This window comes from Parabacteroides sp. PM6-13 (assembly GCF_029892605.1).
Taxonomy (GTDB): domain Bacteria; phylum Bacteroidota; class Bacteroidia; order Bacteroidales; family Tannerellaceae; genus QVMG01.
Genome location: NZ_JARXWF010000011.1, coordinates 1 through 17,904 on the forward strand (window position 1 = coordinate 1; position 17,904 = coordinate 17,904).

A 17,904-nucleotide genomic window follows, 5' to 3' on the forward strand; every position below is an offset into this window, starting at 1 on the left:
TTTAGCAAATAAGAGAGTCGAAAATAAAACAGACTGAACACAAGGATTTTACAATCTGAACGATGTGATTCTTCGATTTTAGTCGGTTAGTAGTGTAAAAAAATATTTTCTCATAAGATATTATTACCAGTAGTGTCCGACTAAAATTTTCGATTTAAAAAGAAAAGGCTACTTCCCTTGTGGTTTCGCCCTTAATAGGTAATTTAGTTTTACCACAAACTTGATTACCTTATGAGCAAAAGTACAGAATTAGAGTGTAACGGCAATCGACGGAGTCAAATATTTTTTATCGGATTGTCAATTTTGAAACAAATTGTAGATTTATTAAGCGTCAAAGATTGATTGTTAATTCTTATTTACAGATATATCAACTCATTGTGAAGTTTGAATATATCACCTCTCTTCTGCATTACTTAAAATAGCAAGACAGATCCTCCGGATGAAGCAAGATCCGGAGCATCCCCAAAAGCAAAATGTTAAAAAGCAAAATGTAAGCAAAATCGCCGTTTTGCCTTACTATATGATACGTTAAAAAGTGTTACTCGCAGGACTAATTTTAAATACCCCTACGTTTTTGGAAAAATAGTCCCGCGATTTTGACAAAATGATAGTTTGGATTTTCGGACAAAACAGATCATTTAACATCCATTCACACAATCAGGTCGTATGAAAAGTAGTAGACGAACAAACCGGTAACGCCGGGTATTAAAAAAAATCATGTACATTTGTACGCAAACAGCGTATAATATTGAAAAGGAAAGAGAGATGAAGCGCATATTCTGTCCGAAATGTGATAATCAGATGACATTCGATGAAACGAAGTTCCACAAAGGGAAAGTGCTTACTTTTGTTTGCACGCAGTGTACGCATCAGTTCAAGATACGTTTGGGAAAAAAAATAGTAAAAACAGAAATGGGTGAAGAGAAAGAGGTCGATGAAGCCGATTTCACCTGTGGATACATCAGCGTGATAGAGAACAACTTCGCACACAAACAGGATCTCCCCTTAGTGGAAGGCGACAATGTGATCGGGCGCCGCAACAAAGACACCGAGGGCGTACATGCCGCCATCGTCACCAGCGATCCGAGTATGGGAAGAAAACATTGTGTGATCCATGTAAAACCCGATGGAAACGGGCATTACATCTATACATTGCGTGATTTTCCCAGCCTTACGGGCACCTTTATCCGGAACGTACTGGTCGGGAAGAAAGAACAGGTGGTGATCGAAGATGAAGAGATTGTCACCATTGGCGCGACCACTTTTATATTGCATGCCAAATAAAGAAGAAACCTATGATAAGAAAAATTTCATTATTGATGCTGGCCGCCTGCGTAACTCTGTTGGCTACTGCCCAGGGAAAGGCGCCTAAATGGTTAGAGAAACAGCGTAAAGCGTTATTGACCCTGTCTACTTATGGGAAAGATAATCAACACTTACAAACCGGTACCGCTTTCTTTGTCAGCGAAACGGGCGAAGCCCTCTCGGGGTATGGTCTCTTCCGCGGAGCAGCGCGTGCGGTGGTAACCGACACCGATGGCAAGAGCTATCCGGTGACGGCGATTCTGGGTGCCGATGATATGTATGAGGTGATCCGTTTTCAGGTCGAAATAACAAAAAAGGTTCCCTATTTTCCCATCGCTGCCGAGCCATTGGCAAATGGAATAAAAATATATACCGTACCCTATACAACCGAAAAGAAGGGCACTTTCAAAGAGGGAAATATCACGGAAGTGAGTAAACTAAAGGATCCGTATGCCTATTATAAAACCTCTATCCCTTTTGAATCCGTCAACCTACCACTGTTGACGGAAAACGGAGAAGTGTTTGGCCTGATGCAGGACGATACGGCTGGAGATGCCGATATCTCTTACGGCGTGTCGGCCGGTTACGCGCGCAGCCTGCGAGTGACCTCCCTCGATGCCCTCAGCCGCACCTATAGCAGTATCGGCATCCGTAAAGCCTGGCCGGAAGAGATCGAGCAGGCACAGGTGATGCTGATGATTATGGGGACAGGCAAAACCGCATCGGAATACCTGGAGATCATCAACGACTTTATCGCGGCTTTTCCCTCCTCACCTGATGGGTATCTGAGTCGGGCGTCGCACTATGCGCACAACCGCACACTGTTTAGCCTGGAAAAGGGCGAGACCGCACAAGCCTACCTGGACAAAGCCATGACCGACTGGGAAACGGCCTCGCGTCAGACCGACAATAAAGCGAATGTGCTCTTCAACAAAGCACGCGTCATTTTTGATGTGGCAACGGCCGATACGACCTTGACACAAAAAGAATGGACCACCGCCGGTGCCATGAATATACTGAAGGAAGCGATCGAACTGGACGACCAACCTGCCTACCGCCAACTGGAAGGCGATATGTTCTTCACACTTGGCATCTACGATATGGCTTACGATAGCTACACCAAGGTGAATGAAAGCGATTTAGCCAGCTCCCTCTCCTACTACATGGCGGCCAAATCGTTGGAACAAATCCCCGGCACAAACATCAGCGACCTCATCGCCCTACTCGACAAAGCGATAGAAAAGAGTATGCTGGCGCCTTCGGAAGAGACCCTGGCCTATATCCTGGAGCGCATTGATATGAAAATAAGCCTGGCTCAACACGAAGAGGCGATCAAGGATTACGACCTCTATTACGAATTGACCGGAGGCAACGTGGGAGATAACTTCTATTATCTCCGGGAACAATCTAAGTTCCGCAGCGCCGATTATGCCGGAGCCATGGAAGATATTCAAACAGCCCATCAAATGGTTCCCGACAACCCGAATTACATCGCCAAAATGGCTTCGATCTATATGCGCCAGGAGAACTACACCGAAGCGCTTACCACCCTTGAAAAAGCCTTGGAACTGGCGCCCGACTTCAACTCCTGCTACCGCCTGAAAGGGGTTTGCCTCGTTCGCTTAAACAAAAAAGCAGAAGCCTGCGAAGCCTTCGCCAAAGCCAAAGAGTTGGGCGATCCGATTGTGGACCGGTTGATACGGGAACACTGTAAGTGAATTGTTAATTATTAATTGTTAATTACTTGATGCCATTAACAATTAATAATTCACCATTAACATCGCTTTCCTCCAGAAAGCGTGCATCGTGGGAGACGGCGAGGATGGTGCCTCGGTAGTCGCGGATGACAGAGGTTAGGATTTCTATGCTGGCGATGTCCAGGTTGTTTGTCGGTTCATCTAAAAGAATCATATCGGGCGTCTGGTTACCAATCATCAGACAGCAGATAGCCAGGCGCATTTTCTCTCCCCCGCTTAATGCGGAACAAGGTTTGTTCCAGCTTTCATGTGAGAAGAGATAGCGTGAGAGAAGCATTTTAATCTCATGTTCCGGCAGATGGCGGTCGTTATACTCTTCCGCCTGCTCATACACAGTCAGTTCATTCCGGATAATTGCGTACTCCTGGTCGATATAGATATAATCGAAATCAGCTCGTTCGATGATTCCTGTCTGCGGTTGCAACCGCCCTACGATCAGTTTCAACAACGTCGTTTTACCGGAACCATTATTCCCACGCAACATCAAACGATCGCCGCTCTTAACCGTAAAATCAAGCGGTTCCGGAAAGAGCGGATCGGCTCCTTCGTAGGCAAAATTCACCTGCTGCGCTTTGACCAATATCTTTCCCGTATGCAGGTGGGAAGCATTCAGATCGACCTTCATCGTGCGTTTATCCGGCAGGATTTTGCGCAACTCATCGATGTTTTCCGTCAGTTGCCGGGCTTTCTCTACGTGGGTATCTTTCAGTTTGGACGCGCTCTTCTCGGCCCGATCCTGCAGCGTGTCCATCGCCATTTTGCCAACGCCCTCTTTTATCTTCTGCTTCTTGCCCCTCGCTTCGTGTTTCTGCTTTCGTTCCAATGTCTCCCGGGCTATTTTCTTCGCCAGGCGCAATTCTTTCTCCTTCTCATCTAAAGACTCCTGCAAAGCCTCCAGTTGCCATTGCTTTTGCTCTTTATAGAAATCATAGTTCCCGCCATACGTCGTAATGCCTGTATGTCCTAATTCGTAGGTAAGCGGAAGCAGGTTGAGCAAGGCGCGGTCGTGGCTGACAATCAACAGGGTGGCATTTTCCGATTGGATATAGCGATAGTACTGTTCGCGGCTGACAGCATCCAGGTGATTGGTCGGTTCATCAAACAGGATAATCTCCGGCGTATGAATCTGCAGTCCTGCCAGGAAGGCTTTTGTCTTCTCGCCTCCGCTCAGGGCGGCAAAGGATTGCGTGAGGGAGATATGAGACAGCCCCCAATGGGCCAACGCTGCCAGGCTACGCTCTTCGATGCCCCAATCGTCGTCGAGCAAGGTGAAATTATTTTCGGAGGCATCCCCGTTTTCAATAGCGTGCAAAGCCTGCAATTTGTCGTGGATACGCAATGCCTCGGCAACCGTCTGATGATCGTATTGCCCAAAATGCTGGGGGATATAATAAGGCGTTGCCTGCGTGATGATTTCACCCGAAGTAGCGGGTAGATCCCCTGCGATCATACGCAACAGGGTTGACTTTCCTGATCCGTTCTGTCCGATCAGCGATACTTTTTCTCCTTTATTGATGGTAAGATTGATATCAGAAAAGAGCATGCTATTATCTGCATGCCTATAGGCAATTTGTTGTATTTGGATACTCATGTGCTAAATATTTGTCGGCGTCAGGCAGGTGTAGTAAATTTGCCCTCGCGCGGAATAAATAATAAACCGATTCTTATCTCTCTGTTGGCAGATGTGCAAGCCGGTTTCTGTGAACCGACAACTTATTTAGACATTCTCATTGGAGTAGTTTTAAATGAATACTGCCGCAAAAGTAGACAAAATATTTGAAAACAAAAGAATAAACAGGAAATTAAACATTTGAAGGGGAACGATAGTTTTACTAATAGAAAGTTAAATTCATAAAGAAAGAAAAGTATGTTTGAAAAAGTTATTTGGGGGAATTCACTGGAAGAATGGGGTATTTTCCTTATCATTTTGGTTTCTACCTTTATCATTACAAAGTTAGTCTCCGTATTCAGCAAAAAGGTCTTAAAGCCTTTCACTACAAAAACCAAGAACAGATTCGATGATGTTATCTATTTCGCTTTGGAGTCACCCATCCTGTTTGGCATTATGCTGCTTGGTATCTGGATCGCTATCCATCAATTGGTGACACCGGAAAAATTCGTCAAAGCCATCGATGATGCCTACCGGATCCTGATCGTATTGAATGTCACCTGGGTATTCACTCGCTTGACGTCGGGTCTATTGGATAACTATTGGGGAGAACGTTCGGACGGACATGCCCAAAAGATGATGCCGGTAGTGAAAAGAGCCGTATTGACGGTGGTCTGGGTGATTGGTATCGTAACGGCGTTGAGCAATGTCGGGATCAACATCAGTGCTTTGTTAGGAACCCTCGGTATTGGTGGTATTGCTTTTGCTTTGGCCGCTCAGGATACGGTCAAGAATATATTCGGCGCCTTTACCATATTTACCGACAAACCGTTTAGCATCGGTGATACCATCCGTGTAGACAGCTTTGAAGGAACGATTATCGACGTGGGCGTAAGAAGCACCAAACTGATGGACTACGACAAGCGCATCGTGACGCTTCCGAACTTTAAGATTACGGACGCTTCTATTATCAATATCTCCTCCGAGCCAATGCGCCGGGTGGTGATGAAGCTTGGATTGACCTACGATACGACACCGGAAAAGATGCAGGAGGCGCTGGATATATTAAGAGGCATACCAAAGAAGGTTGATTTCGTATCCAAAAAGAGCGATAATATCATTGCCAATTTCAGCGGTTATGGTGATTCCGCCTTGGAGATCAGCTTCATCTATTTTATTGAGAAGAAAGGTAACATCCGGAAAGTCACGTCGGACATGAATATGGAGATCCTGAAATCCTTCAACGCGGCGGGATTAAACTTCGCCTTCCCTTCCCAGACGCTTTATCTTCAGAAGGAGCAGTAGTTAAAGAAGTTAAGAAGTCAAAGAAGTCAAAGAAGTTAAGAAGCAAGAAGCCACAATGGCATATACATTTTACCTGTGGCCTCTTATTATTTTTTCTTCTTACTTCTTAACTTCTTTGACTTCTTAACTTCTTACTTCTTACTTCTTACTTCTTAACTTCTTACTTCTTAACTTCTAAAAAAACAACCGTATAAAAAACCTCTTCGTTTCCTATTGTCCATAAAGGTCCCTCCTCTATCAGGCGGCAGGCCTCTTTATCGGCAGGGGGACTGAGAGGTTTTTTCACGGTGATACGATGGGGTTTACCCTGCTCATTGATGAAAAAAGAGAGGGTTACTTCACCTTTTATCTCCTTGCCTGTTTCGTCGGTCGGACGGATCATTTTTTCTTCTATATACTTCTGATAAGCCTCCCAGCCGTCAACAGGCGATGAGGTTGCTATCTTGGCTTCTTGCCGCATTGTCATTTCTTTTGCCTGATCGGCGATTTCTTCGGCCTCATCGGCTATCTCTTTATTCAATGCCAACGAACGGATGGCAGCTGGCATAACGCTTTCTTCCAGGCTGTTTTCCATCTGATCGGCAAGCATTTCGGGAGAGTCTTTCTTCTGCAGACCAAAATAGACGCTGAAGGCGATAATAAACAAAAAGCTCGCTGCCATGCCTCCATATTTAAAGACATCGAGCCGGCGCTGGTTCTTTCGCCGTATTTTGCGGCGCAGGATATCGATATGAGGAGCCGGATCACCCTTCACCTTCTCATATCCTTCGAGCGCTTCCGCCAGAAAAGGATCACGCATGGCCTGCCGCTCGATGCGATTGGCCTCTCGTCCCTTCCGGTCGCCCTGTATGTATCGCCTCATTCTCATGTTAATTGTCTCTCCATACAAATTTTCAAATTCCGTTTTCCGTTTTGAATATAGCTTTTGACGCGACTCAATGTATAACCGGTCGAATCGACAATGTCGGCATACGACATATCGTCCATAAAGAAAAGCGTAATGCTTTGCTTTTGCTCTTCCGGCAATTTCTCCAGGCAATGCTTCAGCATTTCCAGGCGTTCGCTATCCGTTTCCTCTTCATCTAATAGATACATAATATCGTCGGATTCCATACGGTCGATATCAAAATCTGCCTTGATCTCGCGACTTTCTTTGCGTAGTATTTGCAGGCAATGATTTTTCACCACCGTATGCAGCCAGGTGCGGAAAACAGCAATCTCATACTGGCAGACTTTAGCCAATAGCTGTTCGAAAAGCTCCATCACAGCATCCTCCGCCCGCTCCGTATTGTTCAGGTATTTGAGGCAGACCCCATACAAAAGAGGGGTATAACGGTTGTATAACGTACCGAAATACTCCGAATCCCCGCTGCGCTTATATTCCGCCAGGAGTTGCTCGTCCGTTAGTTTAGCCGCGTTTCGCTTGAATAGTAAAGTCATCCTGTCTTATTCGTTATCCGCATCTACAATCGATGAGATCTGCTCGATCACATCACGCATCAACCGTTGCCAGCCCGAGTCGGTCATTTCCGGTGCATTCAACTGCAGGATACGCAATTGCTGCACAATCGTATCCGCCTGTAACATCGAGAAAAGAGGCATCATGCGATGCGCTATCTTGGCGATCGTCTCCCGATCTGTTTTCTCCAAGGCTTCCCGGAAGATCAACAGGCTTCGTCGGGTTTCTTCAAAAAAGGTCTGGATGATAACCGTAGAGGCCTCTTCATCACCGGAAGCGAACTCTGTTAATGCTGAGAAGTCAACCCCGTTTCCTGTCGATTGAGCAGTGGCTCCCTCCTCCTCTACGGCCGGCACACGCCTGTTTTTATGGCAAGGAATATATTTACCAACCGTCTCTATAAGCTGATCGATCGTAAAGGGTTTACCTAAAGCGTCAGTAAAGCCGGCATTGATAAATTCTTTTCCATTCTGGTTAATCGATCCGGAAATAACAATTACTGGTATCTCGGCCGCGCGAGGTATATCCGATCGGCGCAGATGCCCAATCATCTCTACTCCGTTCATGCCTGGCATTTGCACATCGGATAGAATCAGGTCCACCTTGTTTTCCCGCAAACAGGCTTCCACACTCGATGGATCCGTAGAGGATATCACGTGAATATGGCATTGCTTCAACACCTCTTCGATCAGCGCAATCTGCAACAGATCGTCGTCGACCACCAGACAGGTGGGCACCTCATCAGACTCCCATACTCGCTCAGCCGCCTCCGGTTGTATTTTCGTTTCAGAGGGGACCGACTGGTTCTCGGCCAATTCCAACGGCAGAGTGACAATAAAATCAGAGCCTGTTCCCGGCTCACTCTCTACGGTGATGGTCCCCTTCAACAGGCTCACTAAGCGGGAGGTGATAGACAATCCCAGTCCAAACCCTTCTACTTTTTCTGTGCCGGAAACACGCGCAAATTCTTTAAAAATACGCCCTTTCTCCTCCGGGGGGATGCCCGGTCCTGTATCACGCACGGTGATGACCAATTGGGAAGGAGATTGCTCCAACCCGTTGCAATCCACCAACAGCGTGACACTCCCTTTCTGAGTGAATTTCAACGCATTATTCACCAGATTGCTCACAATCTGCCTGATCCGCACCGAATCGCCCATATACACCTTATAGGATTCTCCCTTCATCTGCAGAGAGAAGCCCAATCCCTTCGCTATGGCAATAGGCTCAAAGCTGCCATAAATCTCTTCAAAGAAAACAGGTAACTGAAGAGGAGTCCGGTGGGTTTCGATCTGTCCGGTTTCCAAGCGCTCATAGTCGAGCAAATCGTTTACTAACGCCAGGATATGCCTCGAAGAGAAGCCCATATTCTGCAGGTAGGTATATTGCTGTGGAGTAAGCTTCGAACGTTGCAGTAATTCGATATATCCGATGATCGACGAGAGCGGAGCACGCACATCGTGACTGATGGTCAGAATCAATTGCTCACGACTCTTATTCATCTGTTCCAGTTGTTTCCGATAATAGCTGCTCTTCAAAAGATCCCGTCCGATAAGAATCAAAAAGAAGATAGCAACAAGCAGCGAGACCACAGCGATGAAGGAGATAAGATAAGACATACGCTGCAACAGATGCTGACGTTCCTGCATACGGTCGAAGGAGGCATTCAATTCCTCCTCTTCCATATCCCGCAATATCTGATTGATACGCACATTGATCAAACTATTGTCATACCGAAGGGTCGAAGAGCGTTCAACCAATAGTTCCTGTATGCGCTGGCGCTCACTGGAGACACTGTTTTGAATGTCCCGAAGCGTTTTAGCCACCTCTTCATTCGGATTATAGGTATTCAACAGCGTGTCTTTCTGTAAATGCTGATTGCCCGAAACGACAATGCTGGTGTCCTGTGTAGAAGGCACAAACACCTCCGCCAGACGTTGAAAGAAAGAGCGTTTTTTAGGCGTAATCACCACCGAGGTATCACTTTTAGTAATGATATGTTCCTTTACTCCCTTCTCCTGCACCATAGGGCGCGCTTTCGTCAACTGACTCTCAATGTTTTTCGCATACAAATCCTGTCCCGCCTCCTGCCATATTTCAAGCAACGCCTCTGTATTTTTCCGCTTTCGCTCTATCAACATATCGATGGTATCCAGCTTATGGCGCAACTCTTCGTCGGGCACCAGATGCCGCAGCGATTCAATATTCTCACGCGCTTTATCAAGCGTCTCGTTGAAATAAGCATAATCATCCCCCTCCATATTAAGCAATTGCCCCATGGTCTCGCTCTCATACAAAAGGGTCTGGGTGTTGGTTACCAGGTAAAGCTTCTGACGGGGCAGATCATTCAAATCCTCTCCCTCTGTTACATCTTCCACCATCCGATACATATAGGCCAAAGATGCCAAAGCTATGACCATCAACACAATGTATCCGATAATCACTTTTCCGCCAATGTTGCCCGATTTCTTTTTCATAAGACAAGGTGTTATGTCAGTTTTGATATCCGTTGAATCATATTAATAAACTCTTCATTCGTCAAGTCGGTCTCCAGCTCTTTGTAATTGACAAAGTCCTCGAAGTAATCGCCGGCGATATCCGCGACCACCTCTTTTCCGTCTAAGCCATAGGTGTTTACTAATTTCTCTACCCTGTTCTTTACCTCCCGGATCACCTGCAGGCGCTCCTCGAAGTAGTCCAGCCGATCCTGTTCGGTGGCGTGTTCATTGCGTATAATAAGATAAACGACCGTATAAAAACGTTCGATGGTTCCAAAAACAGGGACAAACCATTTTTTCTGTTCATCCGGTAAGGAAGATAGATAAGTGTACACCTTGCTCATCACTCTTAGAATTTCAATATATATAGTTTATATAACAAAAAACCTCTCATTTTATTAAAAACAAAGACGCCCAAATTTAGGCATACAAATCTATAACTTTTCTCACGATTAATTTGACCTTGAGAATCTTTTCTCACGACTTTTTTGACACTGAGAAAAAATTCTCACCCGCGTGAGAAAAAATTCTCATGCGGGTGAGAATAAAATTTCCAAAACCACAAAAGGGGGAAAAAAAGTGTAATGTGAACAATTTTTCCACTATTTTCCGCATATTTTACCACCTTTGTCCCAATCAAACTAACTACATTTGCAATAACTATAAAATTTAAGAAGATGAAAAAGACCTGGAGATGGTTTGGAAAGAAAGACAAAATAACGCTTTCCATGTTGCGCCAGATTGGTGTGGAGGGCATCGTGACCGCCCTGCACGATATCCCCAACGGGGAGGTATGGCCTTTAGAAGCTATTGAAGACCTGAAGAACTATATCGAATCATACGGATTGGAATGGTCGGTCGTAGAAAGCCTTCCGGTGAGTGAAGCTATCAAATATGGTGGAGAAAACCGCGATCAGCTGATCGATAATTACATTGAAAGCCTTACCCATCTGGGACAGGCGGGTGTGAAAACAGTTTGTTACAACTTTATGCCTGTGATCGACTGGATACGGACCGAGCTGGAGTATAGCTTGGAAGACGGCACCTCTACCCTCTTTTTCGATAAGATCCGTTTTGCCTACTTCGATTGTTTTATCCTCAAACGCGAAGGAGCGGAGAAAGACTATACGCCGGAAGAGATGGAACAGGTACACACCCTGGACAAAACCATTACAGAGGCCGAGAAAGAAGCTCTCATCGATACGATTATCGTGAAAACACAAGGCTTCATCAACGGGAATATCAAAGAAGGTGATCAGAACCCGGTGGCGATTTTCAACCGCCTGCTCGCCCTTTACGACGGTATCGACAAAGAGCAATTACGGGAAAATATGAAATACTTTTTGACTCGTATCATGCCGGTTTGTAATTTTTACGGCATAAATGTGTGCGTACACCCTGACGATCCGCCACGGCAGGTACTGGGGTTACCTCGCATCGTAACCGACCAAGAAGACATCGAATGGATCCTCTCCGCGGTCGATGATCCGCACAACGGATTGACCTTCTGCGCGGGTTCCCTGAGCTCCGGATTGCAGAACGATGTGCCTGCCCTGGCACGTGCTTTTGCCTCCCGTACTCACTTCGTACACCTGAGAAGCACCGACATACACCCGAACGGCAATTTCATCGAAGCCTCCCACCTGCAGGGACGCGGCCATTTGATCGAATTAGTCCGCATCTTTGAAGAAGAGAATCCGGCATTGCCTATGCGGGTCGACCACGGCAAGCTGATGCTCGACGATAAAGAGAAAAACTATAACCCGGGGTATTCCTTTTTGGGAAGAATGTATGCCCTGGCACAAATGGACGGGGTGATGGCTACCGTTCGCGCATGTAAAACAAATTCATAAGTATATTTTATAATCATGAAAGAATTAAACAAAGAAACCATGAACAAACCGGCCTATCCGGAACGTATTATTCAATTTGGTGAAGGGAACTTCCTGCGTGCTTTTGCAGACTGGATGATCCAAGTAATGAACGAAAAGACAGATTTCAACAGCAGCGTTGTCGTAGTGCAACCTATCGATAAAGGAATGATTGACATGCTGAACAAACAGGATTGCATGTATCACGTGAATCTGCAAGGATTGGATAAAGGCGAAAAGGTAGATAGCCTGACACGCATCGACGTGATCAGCCGCGCGCTGAATCCTTACGCAGACTTCCAGGCATTCCTGCAACTGGCGGAACAACCCGAGATGCGTTTCGTTATCTCCAATACGACCGAAGCAGGCATCGTGTTTGATCCGGCATGCAAGCTGTCCGACGCGCCCGCCTCTTCTTATCCGGGCAAACTGACACAACTGCTTTATCATCGCTTCAAGACATTCCAGGGCGATAAGAGTAAAGGATTCATCATTTTGCCTTGCGAACTGATCTTCCTGAACGGACATAAATTGAAAGAGACGATTTATCAATACATTGAACATTGGAACCTGGAAGAGGAATTCAAAGCCTGGTTTACGGAATGTTGCGGTGTGTATGCCACCTTGGTTGACCGTATCGTACCCGGATTCCCCCGCAAAGACATCGATGCCATCAAAGAGAAACTGCAATACAACGACAACCTGGTGGTTCAGGCCGAAGTATTCCACCTCTGGGTGATTGAGGCGCCCGAATCGGTAGCCAACGAATTCCCGGCCGACAAGGCGGGACTGAACGTATTGTTCGTGCCCAGCGAGGCGCCTTACCACGAGCGCAAAGTGACGCTGTTGAACGGTCCGCATACGGTACTGGCTCCGGTGACCTATCTTTCCGGCGTGGACATCGTGCGCGATGCCTGCCAACACGAGGTGTTAGGGAAGTATATCCACAAGGTGATGTTCGACGAATTGATGGAAACGCTCGACCTGCCGAAGGAAGAATTGGTACAATTTGCCAACGATGTGTTGGAACGTTTCAACAATCCTTTTGTGGATCACTCGGTGGTTTCTATTATGCTCAACTCATTCCCGAAATTTGAAACACGCGATCTGCCGGGCTTGAAGACCTATCTCAAGCGCAAAGGCGAACTGCCGAAAGGCCTGGTGTTGGGATTAGCGGCTATCATTACCTATTATAAAGGAGAAAACCGTGCCGACGGAGCTCCTTGCGCGCCAAACGACGCACCAGAAATCATGCAGTTACTGAAGGATCTCTGGGCAACAGGTTCTACTGAAAAGGTAGCCGAAGGTGTATTGGCTGCCTCCTTTATCTGGAATGAAGACCTGAATCTGATTCCCGGCCTGACCGAGCTGTTGACTGGTTACCTGGATGCGATTGCGGAAAAAGGAATGCTGGATGTTGTTAAAGAAATTATCTGATGGCAAGATTTATTCATATCAATCCGGTAGATAATGTAGCGGTTGCCATTGAAAAGATGGCAGCCGGTGAAACCGTGCAAACAGAAGGTCTGTCGGTGGTGCTCAAAGAGGAGATTCCTGCCGGGCATAAAATAGCGCTTCAAGACTTCAAGGCTGGCGATCATATCATCAAATACGGTTCGCCCATCGGACATGCCCGCGAAGAGATTGCGGCAGGAGGTTGGGTAAACGAAAAGAATATCAAAACGAACCTGGAAGGGCTGCAAGAGTACACCTTTAGCCCGGTACCGGAACCCACCCTGCCCCCTACCCAAGAGATCACCTTCAAAGGCTATCGTCGGAAGAACGGTGATGTGGGGATCCGCAACGAATTGTGGATCATCCCGACGGTAGGTTGCGTGAATGGCATTGTGACCGCCTTGGAAAAGAAAATCCGCAAGGAATGTGATGATAAGGGAGTCGACGCGATCGTTGCCTTTCCGCACAACTATGGTTGCTCGCAATTGGGCGATGACCACGAGAACACGCGTAAGATATTGCGCGACCTGACGCTCCATCCCAACGCGGGAGGCGTGTTGATTGTCGGATTGGGTTGCGAAAACAACCAGATCGGTGCTTTCCGGGAGTTCCTGGGTGACTTTGACACCGAGCGTATTCGTTTTATGGAATCGCAAAAGGTGGACGACGAAATAGAGACAGGCATGGAGATACTGCGTGAGCTTCATGCGTTGGCATCTGAGGATAAGCGGACGGATATTCCTTTCGGTGAACTGCGGGTCGGCTTAAAATGTGGTGGCTCGGATGGGTTCTCCGGTATTACGGCCAATCCTTTGCTCGGCGTATTCTCCGATTTTCTGGTAGCTCAGGGCGGCACCACCGTCTTGACAGAGGTGCCCGAGATGTTCGGTGCGGAAACGATCCTGATGAACCGCAGTCAATCGGAAGCTATCTTCCAGAAAACAGTGCATCTGATCAACGACTTCAAGTCCTACTTCATTGAGAACAAACAACCCATTTACGAAAATCCTTCACCGGGGAACAAAGCGGGAGGTATCTCAACCCTGGAAGAGAAATCCTTAGGCTGTACCCAAAAAGCGGGGACATCGATGGTAAAAGATGTATTACTCTATGGCGAACGCTTGAAAACAAAGGGATTAAACCTGTTGAGCGCACCGGGCAACGACCTGGTAGCCAGTACGGCCTTAGCGGCTTCGGGATGCCATATGGTACTCTTCACCACCGGAAGAGGCACGCCCTTCGGCACCTTTGTCCCTACGGCCAAGATATCGACCAACAGCAACCTGTATCAGCATAAGTCCAATTGGATCGACTTCAATGCCGGCACCCTGTTAGAAGGTGAAACCATGGAGGCATTGGGCGAACGCTTCACCCAATTCATCTTGGATGTAGCCAACGGCGCGCGCACCAACAACGAGAAGAGTGAGTACCGGGAAATAGCTATTTTCAAATCCGGCGTCACCTTATAAACTGACTTTTTAGAAATATAAAACACTTAAAAGATAATAGTATGAAGACATTTATGGACAAAGATTTCCTGCTGAAAACACAAACAGCGCAGGATCTCTATCACAATCACGCGGCTAAATTACCTATCATAGACTACCATTGCCATTTGATTCCGCAAATGGTAGCCGACGACCATCAGTTCCGCTCCATGACGGAGATATGGCTGGGTGGCGACCATTACAAATGGCGCGCTATGCGTACAAATGGTGTTGACGAACGTTTTATCACCGGCGACACCAGCGACTGGGAGAAGTTTGAGAAATGGGCGGAAACAGTTCCTTACACCATGCGCAACCCGCTCTATCACTGGACGCACCTGGAGCTCAAGACAGCCTTCGGTATCGATAAGGTGTTGAATCCGAAGACCGCCCGTGAGATATTCGACGAATGTAACGACAAATTGAAGCAACCCGAGTATTCCGCTCGTGGCATGATGAGACGTTACAACGTAGAAGCCGTTTGTACCACCGACGATCCAATCGATAGCCTCGAGTATCACAAGCAGACTCGCGAGTCAGGCTTTGAAATAAAAATGCTACCCACCTGGCGTCCTGATAAGGCAATGGCGGTAGAAGTGCCTGCCGACTTCCGGGCTTACGTGGAAAAACTGTCTGAAGTGAGTGGCGTAACCATCTCTGCTTTTGACGATATGATCGCAGCGCTGCGCAAACGTCATGATTTCTTTGCTGAGAATGGTTGTCGTTTGTCGGATCACGGCATCGAAGAGTTCTACGCCGAAGACTATACCGAAGCGGAGATCAAAGCCATCTTCAACAAAGTATATGGTGGAACGCTGCTTAGCAAAGAAGAGATCCTGAAGTTCAAGTCAGCCATGCTGGTTGTCTTCGCTGAAATGGATTGGGAGAAAGGTTGGACACAACAGTTCCATTACGGAGCGATCCGCAATAACAACACCCGCATGTTCCGTCAACTTGGCGCCGACACCGGATTCGACTCCATCGGTGAGTTCAACACCTCCAAAGCGATGTCGAAGTTCCTGGATCGCTTAGATGTGAACGGTAAACTGGCTAAAACAATCCTTTACAACCTCAACCCGTGCGCAAACGAAATGATTGCCACCATGTTGGGCAACTTCCAGGACGGTAGCGTGCCGGGCAAGATACAGTTCGGTTCCGGTTGGTGGTTCCTCGATCAGAAAGACGGCATGGAGAAACAGATGAATGCCCTGTCGCTTTTAGGATTGCTGAGCCGTTTTGTAGGTATGTTGACCGACTCGCGCAGCTTCCTCTCCTACCCGCGTCATGAATATTTCCGCCGCACGCTGTGTAACCTGATCGGTACGGATGTGGAGAACGGAGAGCTTCCGGCAAGCGAGATGGACTTTATCAATCAACTGGTAGAGAATGTGAGCTACTACAATGCCAAGCAGTATTTCAATTTCGATTAAAAACCACTTATCATTTATAAAATAAAAAAGTATGAATAGTTCTTTTAGTATAGAAGGGAAAGTAGCCGTGATCACCGGAGCCGGTGGCGTATTGGGCGGCAGCATTGCCAAGAGCTTTATCAAAGCCGGAGCCAAGGTAGTAGCCATCGACATCCGCCAGGAGCAACTGGATGCCCGTCTCGAAGAGTTACGGAAAGAGGGTGGCGAGGTGATCGGCTTTGTCGGCAACGCGCTTGATATCGAGAGCCTGCAAAAGGTAGCGGCACAGATCATGGAGGCATGGGGACGGATCGACATCCTGTTGAACATTGCCGGAGGAAACACCCCAGGCGGCACCCTGCGTCCCGACCAGGAATTCTTTGATATGCCGGTAGCCGAATGGGAAAAGGTGACCAGCCTGAACCTGAACGGAACGGTGTATCCCTCTATGGTGTTCGGCAAAATCATGGCTGAACAGAAATCGGGCAGCATCATCAATATCTCCTCCATGGCTGCCTATTCGGCGATTACCCGCGTACCGGGTTATTCTGCCGCTAAAACGGCGGTCAGCAACTTCACCCAGTGGCTGGCTACCGAGATGGCGCTGAAATATGGAGAAGGGGTACGCGTGAACGCGATTGCTCCGGGCTTCTTTATCGGCGACCAGAACCGGGCGGTATTGATCAACCCCGACGGTTCACTGACCGAACGCAGCCAGAAGGTATTGGCAAAAACCCCGATGAGACGCTTCGGCGATATCAACGAACTGAACGGTGCGGTGCAGTTCCTGTGCAGTGATGCTGCCAGCTTCATTACCGGCGTGGTATTGCCTGTCGACGGAGGATTCTCAGCCTTTAGCGGCGTATAAATATATCCTATATTGAAAAGGCCCGGACTAACATTTTCTTAGTCCGGGCCTTTTTGTATTTCTTTATCCCTCCTTGTAACTCCTCTCTGTCGGTTCACTATCAGCGAGTAGCAGATTGCAGACTGTAGCCATTCTCTTTACGGAAAGCCTTTTGGAGAGATTCAAAAGAGAGCACATCGGCTTCGAGGATGGAGGGATTCTCACCTATCTGCGCCAGCCAATGGGCATCCGAAGCGGTGAATGACAGATAGTTTTTCAGGTAACTGTTTCTTTCCACCAACGATTCGAAGCGTGCCGCGTTATTGTATTCAAGCGCATCGATCGGAAGCGTGGGGTCAATAAATCCCAGTTGGCTGATGATACTGTAAGAGGGGCGTTCAACATGAGCAGGCATAAACAGACATCCCAGCTGCCGGGCATAGGCGGCCACCTCGTTGATACTCCGATCGACACCCGATATAAGCGTCCAAGGAACCTCCCCTTCAATCTCATCGTTTCGATTCACCCATATCTGATCCCCCATTCGTTCGGGATTATTCGGTATAGGAGGCAGATAGCTATCCAGATAGGCCTGGAAAACGACCCTCACCTCGTCGGAAGGGAAGAGAACCACACAATGCACCTCCTCCCGGGTGGCGACCTCTACGCCGGGAAAGACAACCAATCCCCTCTCCTCGCCCAGCTCCTTAATCGCCGGATATTGCTGTGTCGCGTTATGGTCGGTGATGGCAATAGCATCAAGTCCCTGCGCCATAGCCCTCTCAACAATCCGCAACGGACTCATCTCCAAACTCCCACAGGGAGAAAGGCAGGTGTGGATGTGGAGGTCTATCTTGTATTGGGGCATGGGATTGGGAATTGAAAATTGAAAATTGAAAACT

General features: G+C 47.4%; 14 protein-coding genes. 8 read left to right on the top strand and 6 right to left on the bottom strand.

Going from position 1 to position 17,904, the window contains the following annotated elements:
• Positions 1-765: 765 nt before the first annotated feature.
• A complete protein-coding gene (locus tag M2134_RS11090) occupies positions 766-1,284 on the top strand; it encodes an FHA domain-containing protein (RefSeq protein ID WP_280752321.1) in 519 nt (172 codons plus the stop codon).
• 11 nt (positions 1,285-1,295) lie between these two features.
• A complete protein-coding gene (locus tag M2134_RS11095; RefSeq protein WP_280752320.1) occupies positions 1,296-3,023 on the top strand; it encodes a tetratricopeptide repeat-containing serine protease family protein in 1,728 nt (575 codons plus the stop codon).
• A gap of 22 nt (positions 3,024-3,045) precedes the next feature.
• Here the strand turns inward: M2134_RS11095 and M2134_RS11100 are convergent, their stop codons facing one another.
• Entirely contained in the window at positions 3,046-4,653 is a 1,608-nt protein-coding gene (locus M2134_RS11100; protein ID WP_280752319.1) for an ABC-F family ATP-binding cassette domain-containing protein, read from the bottom strand.
• A 276-nt stretch (positions 4,654-4,929) separates the two neighbouring features.
• Between M2134_RS11100 and M2134_RS11105 the strand changes: the two genes are divergently transcribed.
• The gene (locus M2134_RS11105) at positions 4,930-5,976 is read left to right on the top strand and encodes a mechanosensitive ion channel family protein (RefSeq protein ID WP_280752318.1); all 1,047 of its coding nucleotides are present in this window, start codon (positions 4,930-4,932) and stop codon (positions 5,974-5,976) included.
• 160 nt (positions 5,977-6,136) lie between these two features.
• Here the strand turns inward: M2134_RS11105 and M2134_RS11110 are convergent, their stop codons facing one another.
• From M2134_RS11110 to M2134_RS11125, 4 genes are read right to left on the bottom strand one after another with little or no spacing between them, the layout of a single operon-like run.
• Positions 6,137-6,838 carry a hypothetical protein gene (locus M2134_RS11110; RefSeq protein ID WP_280752317.1) on the bottom strand — a complete coding sequence of 234 codons (702 nt, stop codon included), beginning with the start codon at positions 6,836-6,838 and terminating at the stop codon, positions 6,137-6,139.
• Positions 6,839-6,840: 2 nt separating this feature from the next.
• Complete coding sequence (locus M2134_RS11115; RefSeq protein WP_280752316.1) at positions 6,841-7,416, bottom strand: sigma-70 family RNA polymerase sigma factor; 576 nt, start codon at positions 7,414-7,416, stop codon at positions 6,841-6,843.
• Between the two features lie 6 nt (positions 7,417-7,422).
• Positions 7,423-9,912 carry an ATP-binding protein gene (locus M2134_RS11120; RefSeq protein ID WP_280752315.1) on the bottom strand — a complete coding sequence of 830 codons (2,490 nt, stop codon included), beginning with the start codon at positions 9,910-9,912 and terminating at the stop codon, positions 7,423-7,425.
• 11 nt (positions 9,913-9,923) lie between these two features.
• Positions 9,924-10,277 carry a hypothetical protein gene (locus M2134_RS11125; protein ID WP_280752314.1) on the bottom strand — a complete coding sequence of 118 codons (354 nt, stop codon included), beginning with the start codon at positions 10,275-10,277 and terminating at the stop codon, positions 9,924-9,926.
• A 333-nt stretch (positions 10,278-10,610) separates the two neighbouring features.
• Here M2134_RS11125 and uxuA point away from each other — a divergent pair, with 333 nt between their 5' ends.
• Genes uxuA through M2134_RS11150 form a run of 5 tightly spaced genes read left to right on the top strand, consistent with a single transcriptional unit; the run spans position 10,611 to position 17,023 of the window.
• Complete coding sequence (uxuA, locus tag M2134_RS11130; RefSeq protein ID WP_280752313.1) at positions 10,611-11,786, top strand: mannonate dehydratase; 1,176 nt, start codon at positions 10,611-10,613, stop codon at positions 11,784-11,786.
• A gap of 15 nt (positions 11,787-11,801) precedes the next feature.
• Entirely contained in the window at positions 11,802-13,241 is a 1,440-nt protein-coding gene (locus M2134_RS11135; RefSeq protein WP_280752312.1) for a tagaturonate reductase, read from the top strand.
• Positions 13,238-14,728, top strand: coding sequence for an altronate dehydratase family protein (locus M2134_RS11140; RefSeq protein ID WP_280752323.1), 1,491 nt, complete (start codon positions 13,238-13,240; stop codon positions 14,726-14,728). Before M2134_RS11135 ends, M2134_RS11140 begins: the two co-directional genes overlap by 4 nt.
• A 41-nt stretch (positions 14,729-14,769) precedes the next feature.
• A complete protein-coding gene (uxaC, locus tag M2134_RS11145) occupies positions 14,770-16,176 on the top strand; it encodes a glucuronate isomerase (RefSeq protein WP_280752311.1) in 1,407 nt (468 codons plus the stop codon).
• Positions 16,177-16,207: 31 nt separating this feature from the next.
• On the top strand, positions 16,208-17,023 hold the full coding sequence (locus M2134_RS11150) for an SDR family oxidoreductase (RefSeq protein WP_280752310.1): 816 nt from the start codon (positions 16,208-16,210) through the stop codon (positions 17,021-17,023).
• A 100-nt stretch (positions 17,024-17,123) separates the two neighbouring features.
• On the opposite strand, the gene M2134_RS11155 is transcribed toward M2134_RS11150, so the two are convergent.
• On the bottom strand, positions 17,124-17,870 hold the full coding sequence (locus M2134_RS11155) for a PHP domain-containing protein (protein ID WP_280752309.1): 747 nt from the start codon (positions 17,868-17,870) through the stop codon (positions 17,124-17,126).
• Positions 17,871-17,904: the final 34 nt, after the last annotated feature.

Bases quoted from the DNA above. Each gene is read 5' to 3' on its own strand.
- M2134_RS11090 (WP_280752321.1), top strand. From the start codon at position 766: ATGAAGCGCATATTCTGTCCGAAATGTGATAATCAGATGACATTCGAT.
- M2134_RS11095 (WP_280752320.1), top strand. From the start codon at position 1,296: ATGATAAGAAAAATTTCATTATTGATGCTGGCCGCCTGCGTAACTCTG.
- M2134_RS11100 (WP_280752319.1), bottom strand. From the start codon at position 4,653: ATGAGTATCCAAATACAACAAATTGCCTATAGGCATGCAGATAATAGC.
- M2134_RS11105 (WP_280752318.1), top strand. From the start codon at position 4,930: ATGTTTGAAAAAGTTATTTGGGGGAATTCACTGGAAGAATGGGGTATT.
- M2134_RS11110 (WP_280752317.1), bottom strand. From the start codon at position 6,838: ATGAGGCGATACATACAGGGCGACCGGAAGGGACGAGAGGCCAATCGC.
- M2134_RS11115 (WP_280752316.1), bottom strand. From the start codon at position 7,416: ATGACTTTACTATTCAAGCGAAACGCGGCTAAACTAACGGACGAGCAA.
- M2134_RS11120 (WP_280752315.1), bottom strand. From the start codon at position 9,912: ATGAAAAAGAAATCGGGCAACATTGGCGGAAAAGTGATTATCGGATAC.
- M2134_RS11125 (WP_280752314.1), bottom strand. From the start codon at position 10,277: ATGAGCAAGGTGTACACTTATCTATCTTCCTTACCGGATGAACAGAAA.
- uxuA (WP_280752313.1), top strand. From the start codon at position 10,611: ATGAAAAAGACCTGGAGATGGTTTGGAAAGAAAGACAAAATAACGCTT.
- M2134_RS11135 (WP_280752312.1), top strand. From the start codon at position 11,802: ATGAAAGAATTAAACAAAGAAACCATGAACAAACCGGCCTATCCGGAA.
- uxaC (WP_280752311.1), top strand. From the start codon at position 14,770: ATGAAGACATTTATGGACAAAGATTTCCTGCTGAAAACACAAACAGCG.
- M2134_RS11150 (WP_280752310.1), top strand. From the start codon at position 16,208: ATGAATAGTTCTTTTAGTATAGAAGGGAAAGTAGCCGTGATCACCGGA.
- M2134_RS11155 (WP_280752309.1), bottom strand. From the start codon at position 17,870: ATGCCCCAATACAAGATAGACCTCCACATCCACACCTGCCTTTCTCCC.